The sequence below is a fragment of the Ignavibacteria bacterium genome (genome assembly GCA_013177855.1).
GTDB lineage: Bacteria > Bacteroidota > Ignavibacteria > Ch128b > Ch128b > Ch128b.
Map to the genome: position 1 here is coordinate 71308 of JABLYA010000007.1, position 17891 is coordinate 89198.

Annotated in this window: 16 protein-coding genes; 11 read left to right on the top strand and 5 right to left on the bottom strand. The window is 31.4% G+C overall.

The annotated features are described in order from the left end of the window. The first annotated feature begins 177 nt into the window (after positions 1-177). Complete coding sequence (locus HPY57_15430) at positions 178-660, top strand: hypothetical protein (GenBank protein NPV13157.1); 483 nt, start codon at positions 178-180, stop codon at positions 658-660. A 397-nt stretch (positions 661-1057) separates the two neighbouring features. Here HPY57_15430 and HPY57_15435 read toward each other — a convergent pair whose 3' ends face one another. Together HPY57_15435 and HPY57_15440 are read right to left on the bottom strand one after the other, a co-directional pair. Next, the gene (locus HPY57_15435) at positions 1058-1240 is read right to left on the bottom strand and encodes a hypothetical protein (protein NPV13158.1); all 183 of its coding nucleotides are present in this window, start codon (positions 1238-1240) and stop codon (positions 1058-1060) included. After that, entirely contained in the window at positions 1231-1413 is a 183-nt protein-coding gene (locus HPY57_15440; GenBank protein NPV13159.1) for a hypothetical protein, read from the bottom strand. Before HPY57_15440 ends, HPY57_15435 begins: the two co-directional genes overlap by 10 nt. Positions 1414-1441: 28 nt before the next feature. Here HPY57_15440 and HPY57_15445 point away from each other — a divergent pair, with 28 nt between their 5' ends. Next, positions 1442-1963 carry a hypothetical protein gene (locus HPY57_15445; protein NPV13160.1) on the top strand — a complete coding sequence of 174 codons (522 nt, stop codon included), beginning with the start codon at positions 1442-1444 and terminating at the stop codon, positions 1961-1963. A gap of 81 nt (positions 1964-2044) precedes the next feature. On the opposite strand, the gene HPY57_15450 is transcribed toward HPY57_15445, so the two are convergent. Then, entirely contained in the window at positions 2045-3136 is a 1092-nt protein-coding gene (locus tag HPY57_15450; protein ID NPV13161.1) for a hypothetical protein, read from the bottom strand. A 185-nt stretch (positions 3137-3321) separates the two neighbouring features. On the opposite strand from HPY57_15450, the gene HPY57_15455 reads away from it, so the two are divergent. From HPY57_15455 to HPY57_15495, 9 genes are all read left to right on the top strand, one after another. Continuing rightward, entirely contained in the window at positions 3322-3792 is a 471-nt protein-coding gene (locus HPY57_15455) for a hypothetical protein (GenBank protein NPV13162.1), read from the top strand. Between the two features lie 10 nt (positions 3793-3802). Further along, entirely contained in the window at positions 3803-4513 is a 711-nt protein-coding gene (locus tag HPY57_15460) for a hypothetical protein (protein NPV13163.1), read from the top strand. 244 nt (positions 4514-4757) lie between these two features. Next, positions 4758-5030: a hypothetical protein gene (locus tag HPY57_15465; GenBank protein NPV13164.1), complete on the top strand. Its 273-nt coding sequence runs from the start codon at positions 4758-4760 to the stop codon at positions 5028-5030. Continuing rightward, positions 5020-5163, top strand: coding sequence for a hypothetical protein (locus tag HPY57_15470; GenBank protein NPV13165.1), 144 nt, complete (start codon positions 5020-5022; stop codon positions 5161-5163). Before HPY57_15465 ends, HPY57_15470 begins: the two co-directional genes overlap by 11 nt. Before the next feature lie 165 nt (positions 5164-5328). Continuing rightward, positions 5329-5646, top strand: coding sequence for a hypothetical protein (locus tag HPY57_15475; GenBank protein NPV13166.1), 318 nt, complete (start codon positions 5329-5331; stop codon positions 5644-5646). Next, on the top strand, positions 5643-5780 hold the full coding sequence (locus HPY57_15480) for a hypothetical protein (GenBank protein NPV13167.1): 138 nt from the start codon (positions 5643-5645) through the stop codon (positions 5778-5780). The genes HPY57_15475 and HPY57_15480 overlap by 4 nt, the downstream gene beginning before the upstream one ends. A gap of 167 nt (positions 5781-5947) precedes the next feature. Then, entirely contained in the window at positions 5948-6319 is a 372-nt protein-coding gene (locus HPY57_15485; protein NPV13168.1) for a hypothetical protein, read from the top strand. Positions 6320-6474: 155 nt separating this feature from the next. Further along, positions 6475-6825 carry a hypothetical protein gene (locus tag HPY57_15490; GenBank protein ID NPV13169.1) on the top strand — a complete coding sequence of 117 codons (351 nt, stop codon included), beginning with the start codon at positions 6475-6477 and terminating at the stop codon, positions 6823-6825. An 86-nt stretch (positions 6826-6911) separates the two neighbouring features. After that, positions 6912-7166, top strand: coding sequence for a hypothetical protein (locus HPY57_15495; GenBank protein ID NPV13170.1), 255 nt, complete (start codon positions 6912-6914; stop codon positions 7164-7166). Positions 7167-7302: 136 nt separating this feature from the next. On the opposite strand, the gene HPY57_15500 is transcribed toward HPY57_15495, so the two are convergent. After that, positions 7303-13554, bottom strand: coding sequence for a T9SS type A sorting domain-containing protein (locus HPY57_15500; protein NPV13171.1), 6252 nt, complete (start codon positions 13552-13554; stop codon positions 7303-7305). An 85-nt stretch (positions 13555-13639) separates the two neighbouring features. Then, positions 13640-17869, bottom strand: a complete 4230-nt coding sequence (locus HPY57_15505) for a PKD domain-containing protein (protein ID NPV13172.1) — start codon at positions 17867-17869, stop codon at positions 13640-13642. Positions 17870-17891 lie beyond the last annotated feature (22 nt).

Sequence of the window (17891 nt, forward strand, 5' to 3'; positions counted from 1 at the left end):
TAAAATATCGTATGCCTTCTTTGCGTTTCCTTCCCGAAGCTCAAAACGTACTGTTAGATTATACATGGATTAACGATACAAACTAGAATATATTATGGCTCGCAGTGAAATACTAAGTCCTTTTATTTAAAGGATTCATTTGGTAGATATACCGTATATGATGTAGAGACAAAAACGATGCGAGTTGGTTTAACAGATGAAGAGTTTACTGATGATAGATCAAAATATAAAAAAGTATCAAAAATACCTGTTACTTTCTATGACTGGCGTTTTTGTTATGGTAATGTTGTCGAAATGAAGTATAAATTATTAAAAGATTGGTTGTTGAATAGTGGTATATTGAATAAAATTATCATTAAACATCGTATTTTTGATAGTGATGATAATTATAAAACGGAGTGGGTTACTGAAAAAATGAAACCTGTTATCATAAAAGGTTTAGAAAACGATACACCAGAAAATATAAATGAGTATATTACAAATTACTATACTGGCGATTTTACTTTTGAGGACGCTTTGTGTGAAGTTTTAAGAGATTATCTACCGTGGGATGATGAGTTTAGTTCAGACAATCAATACTTCGTTTATATTGAGTTTCACGAATGTAAAAGACACTATATTGATTGGACTAGGGAAAGAAAATTAAATAGGATTATTTAATAAAAAACCCACTCAAAAGAGGCAGCACACGAATTTACCTATAAATAAAGTTCAAACAAACAATCCAAACAAACACGGTAATGTTGATGCGAAATGGTTAAATGATGAATTTCTTTCTGGTAAAAGAATTGAACTTGAACCTTTCGTTGGTTATGAAAATAAAAGTTGTCATGTTGAATTGGATATAAAATTAAAATAAAAGATTTTACATCTGTTTATTTTAATTGTTTTCTCATAGGACGTACATATAGTGGTGTAACTTCCTTACCCAAATTATCTTGTATACTAAAGTCATTTGATTCTCCATAAACTCCCGTGCTTGTATTTTCTGTTGAAGACCAATGTAATCCATGCAACATAGATACTGCTCCACTACTAAACATAATATGTAGTTCATCTATAGCAGGCAAATACCAATCTGTAAAACCACCACCAGTATATCCAGTACATCTGCTGCAATCCAATAATATGTACCATCATCATGAAATACAATACCACCAGTAGTGCCACCACTAACAGTATAAAAACTTCTAATCTCACCAATATACATAGGATTTGGTTCACCAACTCCTAAACCCATGAATGCTTGATAGTAGTATTTTGTATCTGCTGATAATTATCCATATCAGGTTCTATTGTTGTTTCATCAGAATTATGATTCAACCAAAGAGTATATATGTTTTGATTTTTTAATAAATAATTAGTCAATCTTTCAGCATAATATTCTGCTTTAACACCAGTAATTCCACCCATATGAGGGCATCCTCTAGGATCCGGAATAATGTCAGATAATTTATTTGAGGTAAATAATGTTCGTCAAATGAAGAATATTGTTGAACAAATTTCAATAATAGAGCAAGAACGTGAGATTGATGCAAATACTTTGAAGAAATATTTACCAGATGCTTTTTTAAATAAACTTCCGGCAATTGTCAATCACGATTTTATCGATCAAAAAACCTTTAATACCGAACGTGAGATTTTGTTTCAAATACTTTTTGATATGCGTAAAGATATGGCTGAGTTAAAACAACGAGTTCATAATCTTATGCATGAAAGTTCAGCAGCACCTATTTCTCAGATACATAAAGAAAATATTATTACTAAACCTGATATAAATTTAGCTGATAACATTCAGGATACTTTTATTATAGAAGATGAAACATTTTCTTTACAAGAAAAAGAAAAAGAAATGATAAAAAAGGCGTTGGAAAAATATAACGGAAAAAGAAAATTGGCAGCTCAAGAATTAGGTATAAGTGAACGCACATTGTACCGAAAGATAAAAGAATATGAACTTTAAAATTAATTTATATAATAGTTGGATTTATTTCATCATGCTGAACCTGCATCAACTAAAATTGGTTTTTAAACATAGCGATATTCACGGGTTTGATATTTGATTGTTAATAGAATCAACAAATTTATACAATTTCTTTTGATATGATGCTCTATTATATTCTGGGTGTGTCATTAAATATGTTATATAAGCAAAGAATAATGTTTTTTCTACAATAATATCTTTATTTATAATTCCTCCAACATATCTAAATTCTACATAATTATTTTCTTCAATATGTAAAGTATTGAAAGCATAATGTTTATATCCTTTTTCTTGTAACAAAGTACGTAGTTTATTATTTAAGAAATTTTCTAAATTTGGATCTTTAATATCCAATTTTGTACCATTTGAAATCAAATCATCCTTCAATTCTTTTAAAATAGATTGACAATGACTTATTGGTATTCTGTATTCTATATTTTTAAATGCAAATGGTACTTTTGTGTCAGTAGCAATGTCATTAATATTTAACAATCCTTTAATTTGGTTCCATTTATGTTTACCTTTCATACCTAAATTAATGTGTAGACCAGTTCTTTCTGAAAATATCCAATACTTTTGATTATCAAAATCTTTAAAGAAATCATCCAGCATTTCAATCGCAGCATTAATACCATCGCAATATTTCTTTGGCGAAAACTCAATACCTCTTTTTAATGAAGTATCTAATTCAAATTTTAAATCTTTATTATATTTTTTGTAGAAATTTGGTAAGTATTTTTTAACATTATTGGTCAAATATGTTAAATTATCATTTGAATAAAGATTCCATTCATAAAATATTAAACCTATTATAATTTTTTGATCTGGTTTTTTATATCTGTTTTCATCCAATAACTTGTTTATTTTATCTAATTCTTCATCAATAGCCAAATCATATAATTTATCCAAAATATTATTTATAAAATCTAATTCTCTTTCATAAAATGGTTCTGTTCTGAGTCTACTTAGTAACCTTTGACTAACCAATTTGTGAACTTCTTCAAGATCATCATTATACATTTTCTTAGTATCGGTTGTTTCTAATTCAAATTCAAAGGCAACTGTAAACTGACTTGAAACCTCTGGTGATAAAATCATTAACCTATCTCTTCTGTGATACTCATAAATATAATCACTAAATCTAAAAATCATTTAACTTTTCCATATTTTACCATATATATTATTTTTAGTGGATACTTTTTTTATTTTGATATTTTTTAGTATCTTTGTAATTAAGGAAAATACTATTAAACGAATGAAAAGAACAATAACAGTAGATAATATAAAAATAAAAAATAATGGAAAAGAAATATAGAATAACATTGAATGAAAGGCAAATGTTACTAATATCTAAAGCATTGGAACAATACAGTCGAATGATTTGTGGTCAAATGTCTCATTGGTATATACCATCCATAGAACACGCATTACACAAAGAACATTATAATAAGTATAAAGAAGAAAATCCTGACGATGCAGACAATGCTATGACTCATATGTGTAAAGTAAGGGATAAGGTAGATTATCACCTTGAAGAAATTAAAAAACTTATCTGGACTGAATTGAAAGATAATTCAAGTGCACACTACGGTATAGGTTATGATAAAGAATCAGATTTAGCATATGAGATTTATAAATGTATATTACATCACATAGAAGTTGAAGAAATGAAAAGGTGTAAAGAAACAGGTGAGAAATATAATTATAATGTCCACTCTGGAACACCATTACACATTACTGATGTACCTCATATTAAAGTAGATACAATTGATACAAGAGAAATAAAACTTAAAAGAATTATCAAATAAGAAAAATAATTTGGTTGTTGCTAAGAATTGTGTCCCAATCATTGATATTAATGTATTCAAATACTATACATATCTTGGCGATGTTGTTTTATTCAATTTTCCAAGAAGATATGACAATGATAGTAAGACAATGGATAGAATTGAAGAATGTTTATCTGGTGATATAAAAAGAGAAATATCACATATTATTGGTAATAAAGTATTTCATTCTTTAATGATTAAAGATGGTAAAACTCCAACAAAAGAAAATGATACATTTCATACATACGACAGAATAACTAAAAAGTTAATATATGATACTTTCTCAAAGAGATTTGAGATTATGTTTAGATATACTAATGGTGGTGTATGGTGTTTAATGATTAAAAATAAAAATATGAAAATATTAAATGATTACAACGAAAAATTACAATCAATTTATGATTATTTTGGCTTTGCTGAACTATTAAAAAAATATCCAATAGATTCTAAATTTATATACAAAACAAGATACAGTGGTATTTTATTATTGAAAGTTTATTGTTTAGATGAATCATTTATTTATGTCAAGTCTTTTAATAACGACAATATTAAGAACTACTATTCTTATAACAATTGTAATACTTTAGATAGAGAACAAGAATTGATTTCATTATCTTCTTTCAACAAACCAATTTTATTAACTAATCTATCTATTGCAAAAACAAAGTTAAAACAATTTGAGAAAAAATTTATAAAATAAGGAATATGAAACCTGAAATAAAAACAGAATTAGAAAACTTCCTAAATTGGCTTGAAACCAAAGTGGATTTTATTGCTTGGTCTAAACATAAAGGTGTTGGTTTTGATATTCTACAAGAGTATGAAGTTTTTAGAAAAAAGAATGTCAAACTAAAACATTATGTTAATTGTTATTTTCCAGTTTGTTTTCTGAAACCTCAGAAAAAGAATTAACTGATGAGTTTGAATTACCAAAAGGTTGTTTCATGTATGAATTTTATGACAAAGACGGTGATTTTATTCTGAACAAATCAAATAGATATTATATCGGTGATGTATTAACTTATGAAGATATTGAAAAATTAAATGTAGATGGTACTTATAATATAACTTTATCTAATATGAAGTCAAACAATTATCATAAAGTTATTAAATCAATTTATGGTAATATTTATCCATATGAAGAAGGTTATATAGTTATACCTAGTGCTGTTTATTTTAGAGAACAAAAATTAAAACGTATATTAAATGGAGAATAAAATTCAAGAATTGATATATGAAGAAAACTATTATATTGAACAATTACGTTATGAGGAAGAAAATCAACAAAGATTGAATGACCTTTACACTTACGGAGATGATGGTTTTTGCGATGGTTTTACGAAATATTAACAATAAAAAATAAAATTATGAAAAAAGTTTTTTAATTACGGTTGGGCAATATGGGTAGGTTTTTGGATGTCTATCTTTGATGTAACAATATTTGGGATTGGCGTTGGTGGGTATTTTTTATACCTTTATCTATAATGATTTCAATTAAAGACCACTATAAAGAAAATGAAAAGAATGACAGATAAAAAGTTTTGGAAAATAGTCAAAAAACTTGGTTGGGGTACACTATCAACTGATAGTGATGTTGTCGGTTTAAAATTGGCACATCTCGTAGATAGCATTGATGATATTAAAGAAATGCATGATATATCACGTTTAAAAAGAGAAGAGTTATCAAATGTTATTGACAAGTTTATGGAAAATCCCAGAAATAAAAAATACCGATATTGGGGTGGTGATGATTCATACTGGGATTTCACGGCTCATATAGTTGGTCTTGGTGAAGAAATTTTTATGTCTGTTATAAAAAACCTTCTAATATGAAAATTGTGGAAAACTATGTTGAAAATTTTGAATATTCTTTTACAAAGGCAGAAAAATTTTTAGATACACCAGAAGGACATAAACTTCTAAATAAAAAGAAAAGACTTCCAAAATTAGAAAGGATATTAAAATGAGAAAATTTATAGTTAAATAAAACGAATGGTATAACAACCTAAAAGAACCAAAAGAAGTTTGATGTTTTTGGTTTTTGTGGTATTTACTCTTATAGTTGCACAATATATGAGAATGATTTACAGTAATTACTTAAATTTAGATGAAATTCGAAATGATATTGCAAAATATGAAAAAAGAAGCAATTGAAAAGAATTGTGACATATACATTGTAACCAAAGGTGGTTTATATTCAAAAAAATTTGAAATTTTAAATGTATTTTGTGATGTAGAGAATCTGATTAAATATCTTGATAGAAAAAATTACAAGACAAATAAAAATCAGTATTATTTATTTGATTATTTAGGTTTTTTAAAAGATTTTTGTAAAGATACTAATAAATATAGAACATTTGATAAGAAAAAAGTTTGGAAATTAAATAAAACTCTTGAATTGGGCAACAAAACTGAAGTTTTAGAAATTATGGAATTAAAGAAAAAACCAGAAATACAAGTTTATCTAAGAAAAAAGAAATTTGAAAGGATTTTGAAAAATGAATAGTTATATGACAAAGATTGAATTGTGAAATTATGGTATGCACGATAATAAATGTTATATGAAAATACCAGGTGTAATAAAAATATGGAATATAATGTTTTTGAATATAAATATTACAAATATATAAGAAATAAAAAATTATAACATTAATTAAAAATATGAGACAACCAATAATATTTCATGTTTGTTTAGGATATGGTGCAAGCCAATCGGATATTGATTCTATGTCTTATAATCTAAACGAAAACCACAGACATTTAATTGATGGTTATGAATTTGTATATTATGTTTCTTGTTCATTGGATAAAAATAATAAAAAATCAACTATTGAATGTGTTTATCCTATATACAAAGGTGATGATGAATTGATTAAATTACACAAAGAAAATTTAAAAATGTTAAATCAAATACTTAAGCAAAAGTTAAAAAATAAAGAAAAAAAGGATATCTCTATTTTAAGGAGAATATTAAGAGAATTCAAGTTGGAAAGGTTGAATAAAAATGTTTAAATGTTTATTAAGTTATAAATAAGTTTGGTAGCGCACAATCTTGGTGTTACAAATTTAAAAAAACATATGACGAAAACGTATAAAATATGAAAATAATAGAAATAGTTAATAATTATTATGTAATAACAACTACTGTATTATATAATAATAGAAATTATCGAAGACATTTTTATCCATTTGGTAATCAAGAACCATATTGGATTATTTTTGATGAAAAGATAAATAAATATAAATCAATACCATATAAAGAAGAATTGAGTTTAGAAATAAAATATCAGAAATATTTAAAAAAAGAAGAAAGACTTAAAAAACTAAAAAGATTGTTCAGATTGTGTTTATAATTACCAATCTTGGATTTATTCTCTTTATTCGTAGATAAAATTTTAAACAAACAAACGTTTTCTCATTTTAGAAAACTAATTAGTTAACATGGTCATAGGAAAATTAGTAAGTTTTTAAAGATTTGCAATCGTTAAGTTACTTTACTAATGTAATTTTTTTAGTTAAATTACCATTAGCCGTTGTAACAAGAATAGTATAAATACCTGTCGTTAAGCTTTGTTTATCAACTAAAATAGTAGAATAGTCTTCGCCTTCGTATTGTTTCGAAATAACACATCTGCCAATTTTATCAAATATTTGAACGTTTACTTTTCCTGAAATTGGAGAATTAAATAATAAAGAAATATAATTTTCAGAACTTCCAATTCTTAAAAAGTTTTCGTTTAGCGAATTACATTGAACGGCGATAATTTCCGATGTCGTTGTTTTTCCGTCAAAGTCAACTTGTTTTAATCGATAATAATTAATAGCCTGATTTTTAGCATTTTTATCAACAAAACGATACGATATTATTGTATTAGAATTTCCTGCACCATTTATTTTAGCAATTTCAGTAAATAAAACTGCATCATTACTTCTTTCCAAAATAAAATAATTATTGTTAAGTTCAGTAGCAGTTACCCAGTCAACGATAATATCAGAATTTTGACAACGAGCCGAAAAAGAAATTAAATTAACCGGTAAGGGTGTTGCTGAGCCTTTGTAAAAAATAAATTTACTAAAACCTATTACATCTGTAATTTCAAAATAACTATGCGAAACATCAGAAGTGGTGGAATATACACCATAATTATCCACCGGTGGAGTTGTTGGAGTGGGATATATGTATGGATTTTTAGCAATACTAATAGCTGTAATATCGTCAATCGTTCCAATATATTTATTATCATTATAAATTCTCAAATCGTACGTATATGTATTTATATCTCCTCCAATAGGTTCAATTTCTAAAACAAAATTTGAGTATTGAGCACCAACAAGTGTTGAATATGGATTACCCAATCCATCGTTTAAGTCAGGATATTTCTGAGTGTACCAATAAACATTGAGCGAAGTGGGCAAGTTGCTCCCATGCCATGTAATTTGGCCAAAGTTTACACCTCCAAAATTAAAAGTTGTTGTAGAACCATCAGAAATGGCTCCTGAAAGATTTGCTTCAATAGGTGTAGAGGTTAAGGTAATTTCGTCACAACCAATATCGGTTGTTCCATTAACAAACGATGTACTTCTTGTATCTCCATCAATATCGTTATTTATTGTCAATTGACCTCCTTTACCATTTATAAACCAAGCTTCAGGATTGTTGCTATTAATATGCAAATCTCCATTGGCGATATCAGCAAACAAATTATTAATATTAATCTGAGAATGATTAGTTGTTGCACTATTTTTAGCTACTAAACTAAAATTATCTCCGTTTGAAGTTGTTCTAAAAGAAGACATATTTAGTGAAGATAAATTCCACAATGCTACATTCTGAGTTGCTATATCAGGTGTTATGTAAAAATTATTATCTGATATATTTGACCAATTAGTTTCCGGACTGGTTCCTTGATTTCCAATACAATAATGCACACCTGTTCCCCCATTACGAATATTTGCAAATATATTATTATATAGATTCAATGAAACACTTTGTGTAGTAGAAAAATTATTGCCACGCAAAAGTGCAAATGAGCTTAAAGCCCCTCCGGAAGCTGTACCTGAAATAAGAATAGAATTAAAATATATATTAGCAGTATATGCATTGGTAGAAGATTGTAGCCAAATGCCATTAAATTCAGTATTTGTATTAGCTCCATTGCCTAACGTTATCATATTGTTTCTAATTTCCGCAATGGAAGATGCTGCCGGTGTGTAAATGGATATTCCGCTAACAGTAGGAGGTGCCGTAGGAGTTGTTTTGGTTGAAGCATTTGTTAAATTCCAAATTTTATTTTGATTGATAATTGGATTGCTGAGATTTGTAACAGAGATTCCGGCTATATTGGTTTGAACGGATGTGTTGTTCGTTAATGAAAGATTATATATTTGATTGTTTGTAACGTAGCAACCTCCTATAGATGCTCCGCTGACATATATACCTTGTAATGCCATTGCATCTATACTTGTTTTAGTGCTGACACTGGAAATGTTGGCTATGATATTATTTGCAATATTTCCTGCCCCTGTTCCTGCCTGCCAAATTCCTATAAATGTATTTGCAGTATTTGATGCGGAACAAGTTATTCCTCCAATAATATTATTCCATATACTAACGCTCGATGTTGAACTGTTTTTTATTCCTGAGCTTATTGTATTTCCTGCAAGAGTTATATTTCCTGCACTATTTGGATCCCCAATGTTATTTCCTGTAGTTGTTCCAATATTACACGATCCACTAATTACTTCGATTCCTATAAATGACGAACTTGCATTTGAAAGAGAAAAATTTTGAATTGTATTACCTTGAATTGAGCATGGAGTTCCAACACCTGAACTTAGAGAAATTCCTTTTATTGCAACAGCCCCGGAATTTGTCCATGCTGTACTTCCACAACCAACAGTGCTACCACCTATATAATTATTAAGTATCTGTTGATTTTGACCTGTAGCAATGCTAATTATGGTTTGAGCTGTGTTTCTACTTGCAGTTTGATAAAAATTATTATTACTGATAGTCCAGTTATCACCATTCCCGGTTGAAGTAATAATTATACCACTTGATGTAAAATTAAACAAATTACAGTTTGATATAGTATTTGACTTATTTAATTTTCCTGCTGTTCCACTGGAGTATATCAAATTTCTAGGAACAGAAGTAGCATCTGAACGATCTCTAATAGTACAATTTTGAATGCCATTAAAACTGTTTCCCAAAGAAGTTAAAGCAGTTGATGTACTGAATAAAATTACCCCACTTGTAGATGTGGTGTTCCCCGATTCTATAAGAATATTTTTTAATGTATCGTAAGTTGCTTCATTTATAAAAGTAAATACAGGATTAGAACTATTGGTATTTCTGAATAACAAATATTTTCCGCTTCCATTGTAACTACCATCAAACGTAACTTTGTCAGCTCCGTCTAACCGTATCATTCCATTTGAAACATTTCCTGAAATTGTTTTTGTAGTTCCATCAACTGGTTTAATAGTAATCGTATATCCACTTCCATTAATTTCTGCCCATGGTGTTAATGCAACTGCTCCATTTTCTGCCAGATCAGAGGTAATTAAAAGTGTAACATTTCCTTTTAACCCTCTGGAAGCAACCGTTTTAAAGAATCCAAAATTGGTATTTTCTGTAAGTGATAAAAATGGTTGTCCGCTTCCGCAATAGTATGTACCCGATAAAAATCCAGGGGCAGCGCTACAAAAATATCCTAAAGAAGTAACTGATGATGAGGTTAATGAATTCCCTGTTTGTGAAGCATGTATCGTTCCGTCATAAAACCCATCGATTGTATTAGATTTAGCAATAATCATATTGGTCGTTGGGTTCGATTCATAAATAATTACGATACTATTATTCAATGTCCCGGAAATAACCTGAGCATGCCAGTATCTGTTTGTATTTAATTCATAACCTGCAGGATTTATAATACTTCCTCCGCAATTATTGTCAAAAACCTCAGCTCTGATTAAAACAGTTCCACTGGTTGAAGGATTTTTTAGTTCCAGATAGGTATAGGTTGATTTGCCAATAGGAAACTTGTAAGTATTTGTAACAGTTGTGATTTTTCTTTCAAAAGGTCCGTTGATATAACTTGTAGCTGAACCTCCGGATAAATCAGAAGCTGTGGTTGAAAGCATTGTTAATATATTGGTTGAAGTGGTATTAATAATACCATTTGTTAACGTAAGCTTTAAGCAGGAGAATGGTGAATTAAGAGTTAAACCATTTGCATTGTTTATAGTAAATAATAAATTATTCGTTGCAGATAAACTACCGGAACCAGAAATGATCTGAGGTATTAATCCAACCATGCTGATTGCAGAACTTGCAGTGGAAACATCTATCATGCCATTATTGGTAATATTTCCATTAATATTAAATGAAATACCATTTAATTTCCAAGTTCCGGCAATTAAATTCATATTATTTATTATAATTGGATTTGAGCCAGAAGATCGAGTAAATTTGACAAATCTATTTGTTCCTGCTGGGTTATTAATTTCAATGTTACCTAAAGGAAAGCCATAAGAAGTAGGAATGGTAATAATAAATCCATTAGTAGAACCATTTGAACTACTTAAACCATCTCCTAATCGAATTGTTCCACCTGTCATTATTTTATTTTGCTCACCTGAAGATGGTATATAAAAATCTGAAGAAGTAGTAAAATTTTTTGGATCAACAAATGTGATATAACCTCCCGTAAATATAGCATAAGAAGTTGTATTAAAATTTAAAACATTGCCAGAAGCAAGGTTATTTCCAGCTTGTGGATCTAAACGAAAATCACCGTCTGTTATAGTAAGATGCGCATTAGCAGAAAAATCGGCTCGTCCATAAAACAACAAGGTTCCGCTTGCACCATCAATCTGTAACACTCCATTGTCATTGACAGAAAGTACATTGTTCCCACTGCCATAAGCAAACATACCGGCAGTTATTCTTAATAAACCATCAATTGTTGCATTACCTGCTCCTGTAGTAGTTCCTGCTCCCACACATTGAATAACAGCATTTGGATGATTGAGCCAGATTCCATTTGTTAAACTACAAATGGTTTGGGTTCCAAAATATGGAGAAATTGTAGATGCACTGGAAAGTTTGAAAGTGCCATTTATTATGTTTAACCTTCTATCTGAAGCAGTAGGAGTATCTATCGTTATGACTCTTTGAAAATCGATAACTTTTTCATTAGTGGTTCCCTTATTTACTGTAATTGAATAAAAATCGCAGTTAGGACCTGAGCCTGTTACAGTCCCATCTACAGAGCCTCTAAATTCAACATCGGCAAAAGCATTACCTCCACAATTCATATCAAAATTTCCGTCAACCTTTAGATTTCCTTGCGAATAATATCGTTGTCCAATTATTAATTTGCGAGTTCCACCTGAAGCACTAGTGTTCACATCGAACGTAGCACCAGACTTAACCCATATATCCCCATCACACGATAAGGTAGCATTAGTACTTCCCCCTATAAACTGAAGGTGTCCTGAATTCCCTTCACCAACTGTTAAGTTATTACAAACAGCTGTAGTTATATCAATAGTAACAGTTGCATTATCCCTTATGATTACATCATCGTTTGGCCCAGGAAGCACACCTTCTTCCCATGTTGAAGTTTGACTCCAAAGACCACCGGTACTGGTAGAATGAATAATTCCTGCAGGGAGTGTGGAACATACACCTTCTAAAGCATCGCTTTGTGCTCCTTCGTTTACCGCATAAACTTTCCAAAAATAAGTTCTATCAGGTAAACCGTTGATTGGACCAGAAGTAGTAGAATTTGCAGGTACAATTGAAACAAGTTCATAAGTTAACCCTCCATCATCACTTCTATATATATGATAATGAGTTTCATTTGTAGCGTTATCAGTCCAATTTAGTGTTACACTGGTTTGACTAATACCTGTAAAATATAACCCAGTTGGAGCTGCCGGTGCTACTGGTGGAACAAAACGATATACTCTTCTAGCTCCGTCTGTTGTAGAAGATAATCCGGCAACTTCTCCAGTAGTCGTTATTTTACTTTGACAAATTAAATAAACTGGAAGTGTGGTTCCATATGAATTATCAGAAAATGAAGTTGTTTTATAAAAAACGCCATTATTTGCATTGGAATTTCCGAAACCTATAGCTCCCAAATCACTATTATCCCTTCTTCTTTGCATATTCATATATCCATAAACATATTCAAAAATACCAGTTGTTTCATATAAACGTATTTGAAAAGTTAATTGTCCCAATACAGGCATAGTTGAAGGAAATGTTCCGTAACAATTGAGCCATTCAATAATACAAATTCTGTTAGGTGCCGTACCAATAACTTTATAATGAACTTTACCATTAGAACCTGTAGCCATATCGCAAGAAAATGGTACTAAACGTGGTTCATTTATATTTATTTCAGGTGTTCTGTTTATGGCAGATAGCGATGTGCCCAGACGTAATACGCCATCTTCTGTTACAACAAATTGATCGTAAGGTTGCGACATGAAATAAAAGGTAAAACCAATAGGATTTGTATTTGAAAATATACCTGTATTTAACCCGTCTGTGTTGGGAGCTATTAGTTGCGTTGTTTCGATTGACATATCCGTTAAAGAGCCGTTTGATAAAGACGAAAAACTATAATTACTACTATTTTGTGCTTTTATTGTAGAAAAATAAAAAAGCACTAAACCAGTAATTATAAAAATAAGTTTCATATATAACGTATTTTTATTTATCATTTTTACGTAATAATTTGTTAATGGTTTAAAAAGTTACCTATTTCACTATAAATAACAACTAAATAGTTTTAATCAAAATTGTTTTTTAACGAATAATACTAACTGCACCAACTTCTTCATGCGATTTATCAAAACTATCTCTAAACACTGCTCTCCATGTATAAGTACCGATTGGAACAATTTCGTGGTTTTTAGCACGACCATCCCATTTTTCACTACGTTCATATATCTTGCTATATTGTTTGGTGCTCCATATTATTTCGCCCCAACGATCATATACTTCAAGATAAAAACCATCTTCTTTTATACCATGAGCAACTATATAAAAAAAGTCGTTATTACGGTCACCATCTGGACTAAAAGCTGTTGGTGCATAAAACGTATATTGCTCTAAAATCTTAATAATCGCTTTTGTTGTATCGGTACAACCTTTGTTGCTAATGGACACCAATTGTGTTTCGTAATTACCTTTGCCAGGATAACGATGTTCTGGATTGACTACACTCGACGAATCACCATCGCCAAACATCCATTGATACCACGATGCACCGGTTGACATATTGGTAAAATTAAAAACAGGTTTAATTTCGGTTACTACCTCTGGGCTCCACACATAAGCAGCATTAGGCTTTGGCCATACCGTTATCATATCATTATATACCACCATTGTTTTACATCCATGATTTGAAGTTACAGTAATAGTTACATCAAAGGTTCCTGGTGTGTTATATGTATGAATAGGATTTTTCGACAACGACAAATTTGATTGGTCGCCAAAATTCCAAAGATAGGTTTGACCACTGTCTGGATTTACTTCAATAAAATGAACCATTAAAGGAACACAACCTTGCAATGTGTCGGCTAAAATACTGGCCGGAGGTAACGGCCATACATGAATAAACACATTCGAAGTATCCCACGAACCGCAAGCATCTTCTATGCGTACACTGTACCATCCACTTTGATTTGGATATACGTAAATAGGAGGAGTTACAATATCTCCGTCTTGGTTGTAAATAATATACGGAGGTCCTACACCACCCCAAATAACCGGAGTGAGCATTACTGGATCGCCTGGACATACATGGTCGGTATTGACTAATAAATTAACATGCAGCGGATGAGCTACATATACTGTTGTGCTTAATAAATTGCTGCTGCAACTATTTGCATCTACTACCGAAGCAGTATAGGTTGTCGTTACTTCTGGATAAACGGCAATGGAAGGGTTGGACGATTGACCGTTCCAGAAATATTGATACGATGGCGTACCACCGGTAGCAGTAATACTTAAGTATGCGGGTTGACCTATACAAATGTATTGTGTCGGAGTAACAGAAGCAACAAGCTGGGTAGGTTGATTTACAGTAATACCATCGGTCTTGGTACATCCGCTGGCATCGGTAACCGTAACAGTATAAATGCCGGACGGTATATTTAATAAATCTTCGGTTGGAGCACCGTTGTTCCATTGATAACTATAAGGTAAACGACCACCTGTTACGGTTAAATCTACTGTTCCGTTAGCATCGCTATGGCATAATATATCGGTTTTAGTAAGCGAAGTGCTCAATGGTGTTGGATTGTAAATTTGAACTATAGTTGGTGGTGATGCACATCCATTTGTCGATACAATTAAGCTAATGTTATGAATACCATTGCTGTTCCAGTTTACAATATGTGGTCCGACTCCAGTTCCGGGTATGGCATTCCCACCATCCCACGACCACGTGTAAACGGAATTTCCTTCGGCAAAACCGGTGAAAGTTATCATGGAATTGTTGCCGGCACAAGGAATGGTATCGGCTGTAAATTCACTCGTTGGATATCGTGTTAAGTTAATTAAAACAGTATCGGCATCTATGCAACCCTGATTGTTTTCAGTCCAAATAAGGATATATTGACCGGTTTGGTTAACGGTTAAAGTAGCATTGGGATTATTAACAGGATTAATGATTACATTTTGTGGCGATGACCATATTCCTTGTCCAATAGATGGGGTTGCCGATAAGTTATATGTCAAACCGCATTGAATAACATCTGCACCAGCATTAGCATTTGGTATTGGAATCACAGTAACTTGATATGTAGCAGTATTTGTACAACCATTAGCATCGGTACCAGTAACCTGATAAGTAGTTGTTGCTAATGGCGAAACATTAACACTTGCTAAGTTATTTCCTATATCCCAAACATAACTTGTAGCTCCACCGGCTGTGAGCATTGTACTTTGTCCCTGGCATATACTATTGTTTCCTGAAATAGAAATGGTGGGAGGAGTATAAACAACTACGGAAACAGTAGCAGTAGCAGTACATCCTGTAGCATCCGTTCCGGTAACATGGTAAGCGGTAGTATTTGCAGGACTTACCATTTGCGGATTGCCATTTCCTAATCCATTATCCCATGCATAAGTAACAGCTCCGTTGGCTGTAAGAGTAGAACTTGCTCCCGGACATATAGAACCGGGCGATGCTGAAGCGGTAATGGTAAACTGAGGAGGTTGAGTAATGGTAACAGATGCGGTTATCGAACAGTTATTAGCGTCTTTAATGGTTACAGTATAAGAATTTGCAGCTAAATTAGTAGCAGTAGAACTCGTTTGTGCATTACTCCATTGGTATGTATAAGTTCCAGTACCACCGCTAACATTAACCGTTGCAGAACCATCATTAAAACCATAACAAGAAACATTTGTCTGATTTGTAGATAACTGCATTTGGGGTGGTTGAGTAATGGTAACAGAAGCTGTATTATTACATCCACCAGGTTCAGTTACCGAAACAGTATAAGTGCCTGGTGGTAAATTATTTGCTGTAGCTGTAGTTTGAGGTGGTGTCGTACTCCACGTATAGCTATAGCTACCGCTTCCTGAGGCAGTTACAGTAGCTGAGCCATTTTGACCATAACATAAAGGATTTGTGGAGGAAACACTGATACTAAGACCAGAAACAGTAACATGGTGAGATATTGAATTTTGACAACCACCTGCAGTAATAGTTAAGGTAACATTATAATCTCCGGCCGTTGTGTAAGTATGTATCGGATTTTGCAAAGTAGAACTTTGTCCATCTCCGAAATCCCATGACCATCCCGAAATTGTAGTTCCGGTTACAGAAGATAAATCTGAAAAATTAACCGTAAGACAGTTGGTAGTTGTATTAAATTCCGGATTAAGTTGTACTACTTCTATTGGAAAAAGATAATAAAAACCACAAAGACCAATTGAAGTTGGTGATTGAATATAAACACTAACATTTGAGCCATCGTAGTTTTGTGGATTAATTGTAATAGATGGAGTTGTTTCACCGGTTGACCACTGAAAATTCATACCAGGGTCAATATCAGGAACTGTAAGAGTAGCAGAAGTAACATTATTGCAATAAACATTTGGTGTAGATGTAAATGAAGAAGGACAAATAAAATCAATGTATCCGTAACCAAAATGACCTCCTTGAGCACAATCAGCACTTGTAACTATAAGAGTAATAGTTTGGCCTATATATGGACCTAAATTTAAACCAACGGTTGTCCATGATTTACATTTAACACTTGAATTTGAAGGGCTATCAAAAAAACCAGGTATTGAACCACCTGATACATATTGTTGATAACTACAAGGAATAATTTGTCCATTACCATCATAAATTTTTAATTCAAAATATGGTTGTTCTACCCAAGTATGACCAGGATCTTCAAGAATTACGGCATATTTATATATGAAATTTGTATCTTGTGGATTGACAAAAAAAGTATATATTAATTGTTCGGCTTCATAGTTATAATCATTATTGCCAAGTTTAACCGAAAATGATCCACCATTTGGAGCTAACATTGGAAAGTTACCGTATGGATCATTGCCACTTGCAGCGTTTGTTATGACGTGGCGATTTGCAACAGGTGCAGTTCCAGCCCATGCCGTTTCTGGAGAAGGTGAAGCATCACCGGCTGGATAATTATAATTTGTAGCTGTTTGACATGTCCAATTTGAAAAATTACCATTTTCAAAATCTAGATTGGAACACCCACTTGCTTTAGTACCTTTTAAATAGATATTTTCAGTAACTTTGTTACGGCTTCGCTGTATATATTCTTTCAGCCATTTATCTGCTAATGTATCATTTCTATATCGTTGAATAATAATAGCTTCACCTGCATTATCATCTCGTAGAAATGTCTGAACTACTTTAATTGTTGTATCGTTTACAGATTTTACTTTATGATTATGTGTACATTTTTTCTGATTATGATGATCATGTTGTGCAAATAACAAACTGTTAATCAACATAAAAAATAAAAATAATATTGTTTTCATAACTTTTTTCTTTATTGATGTA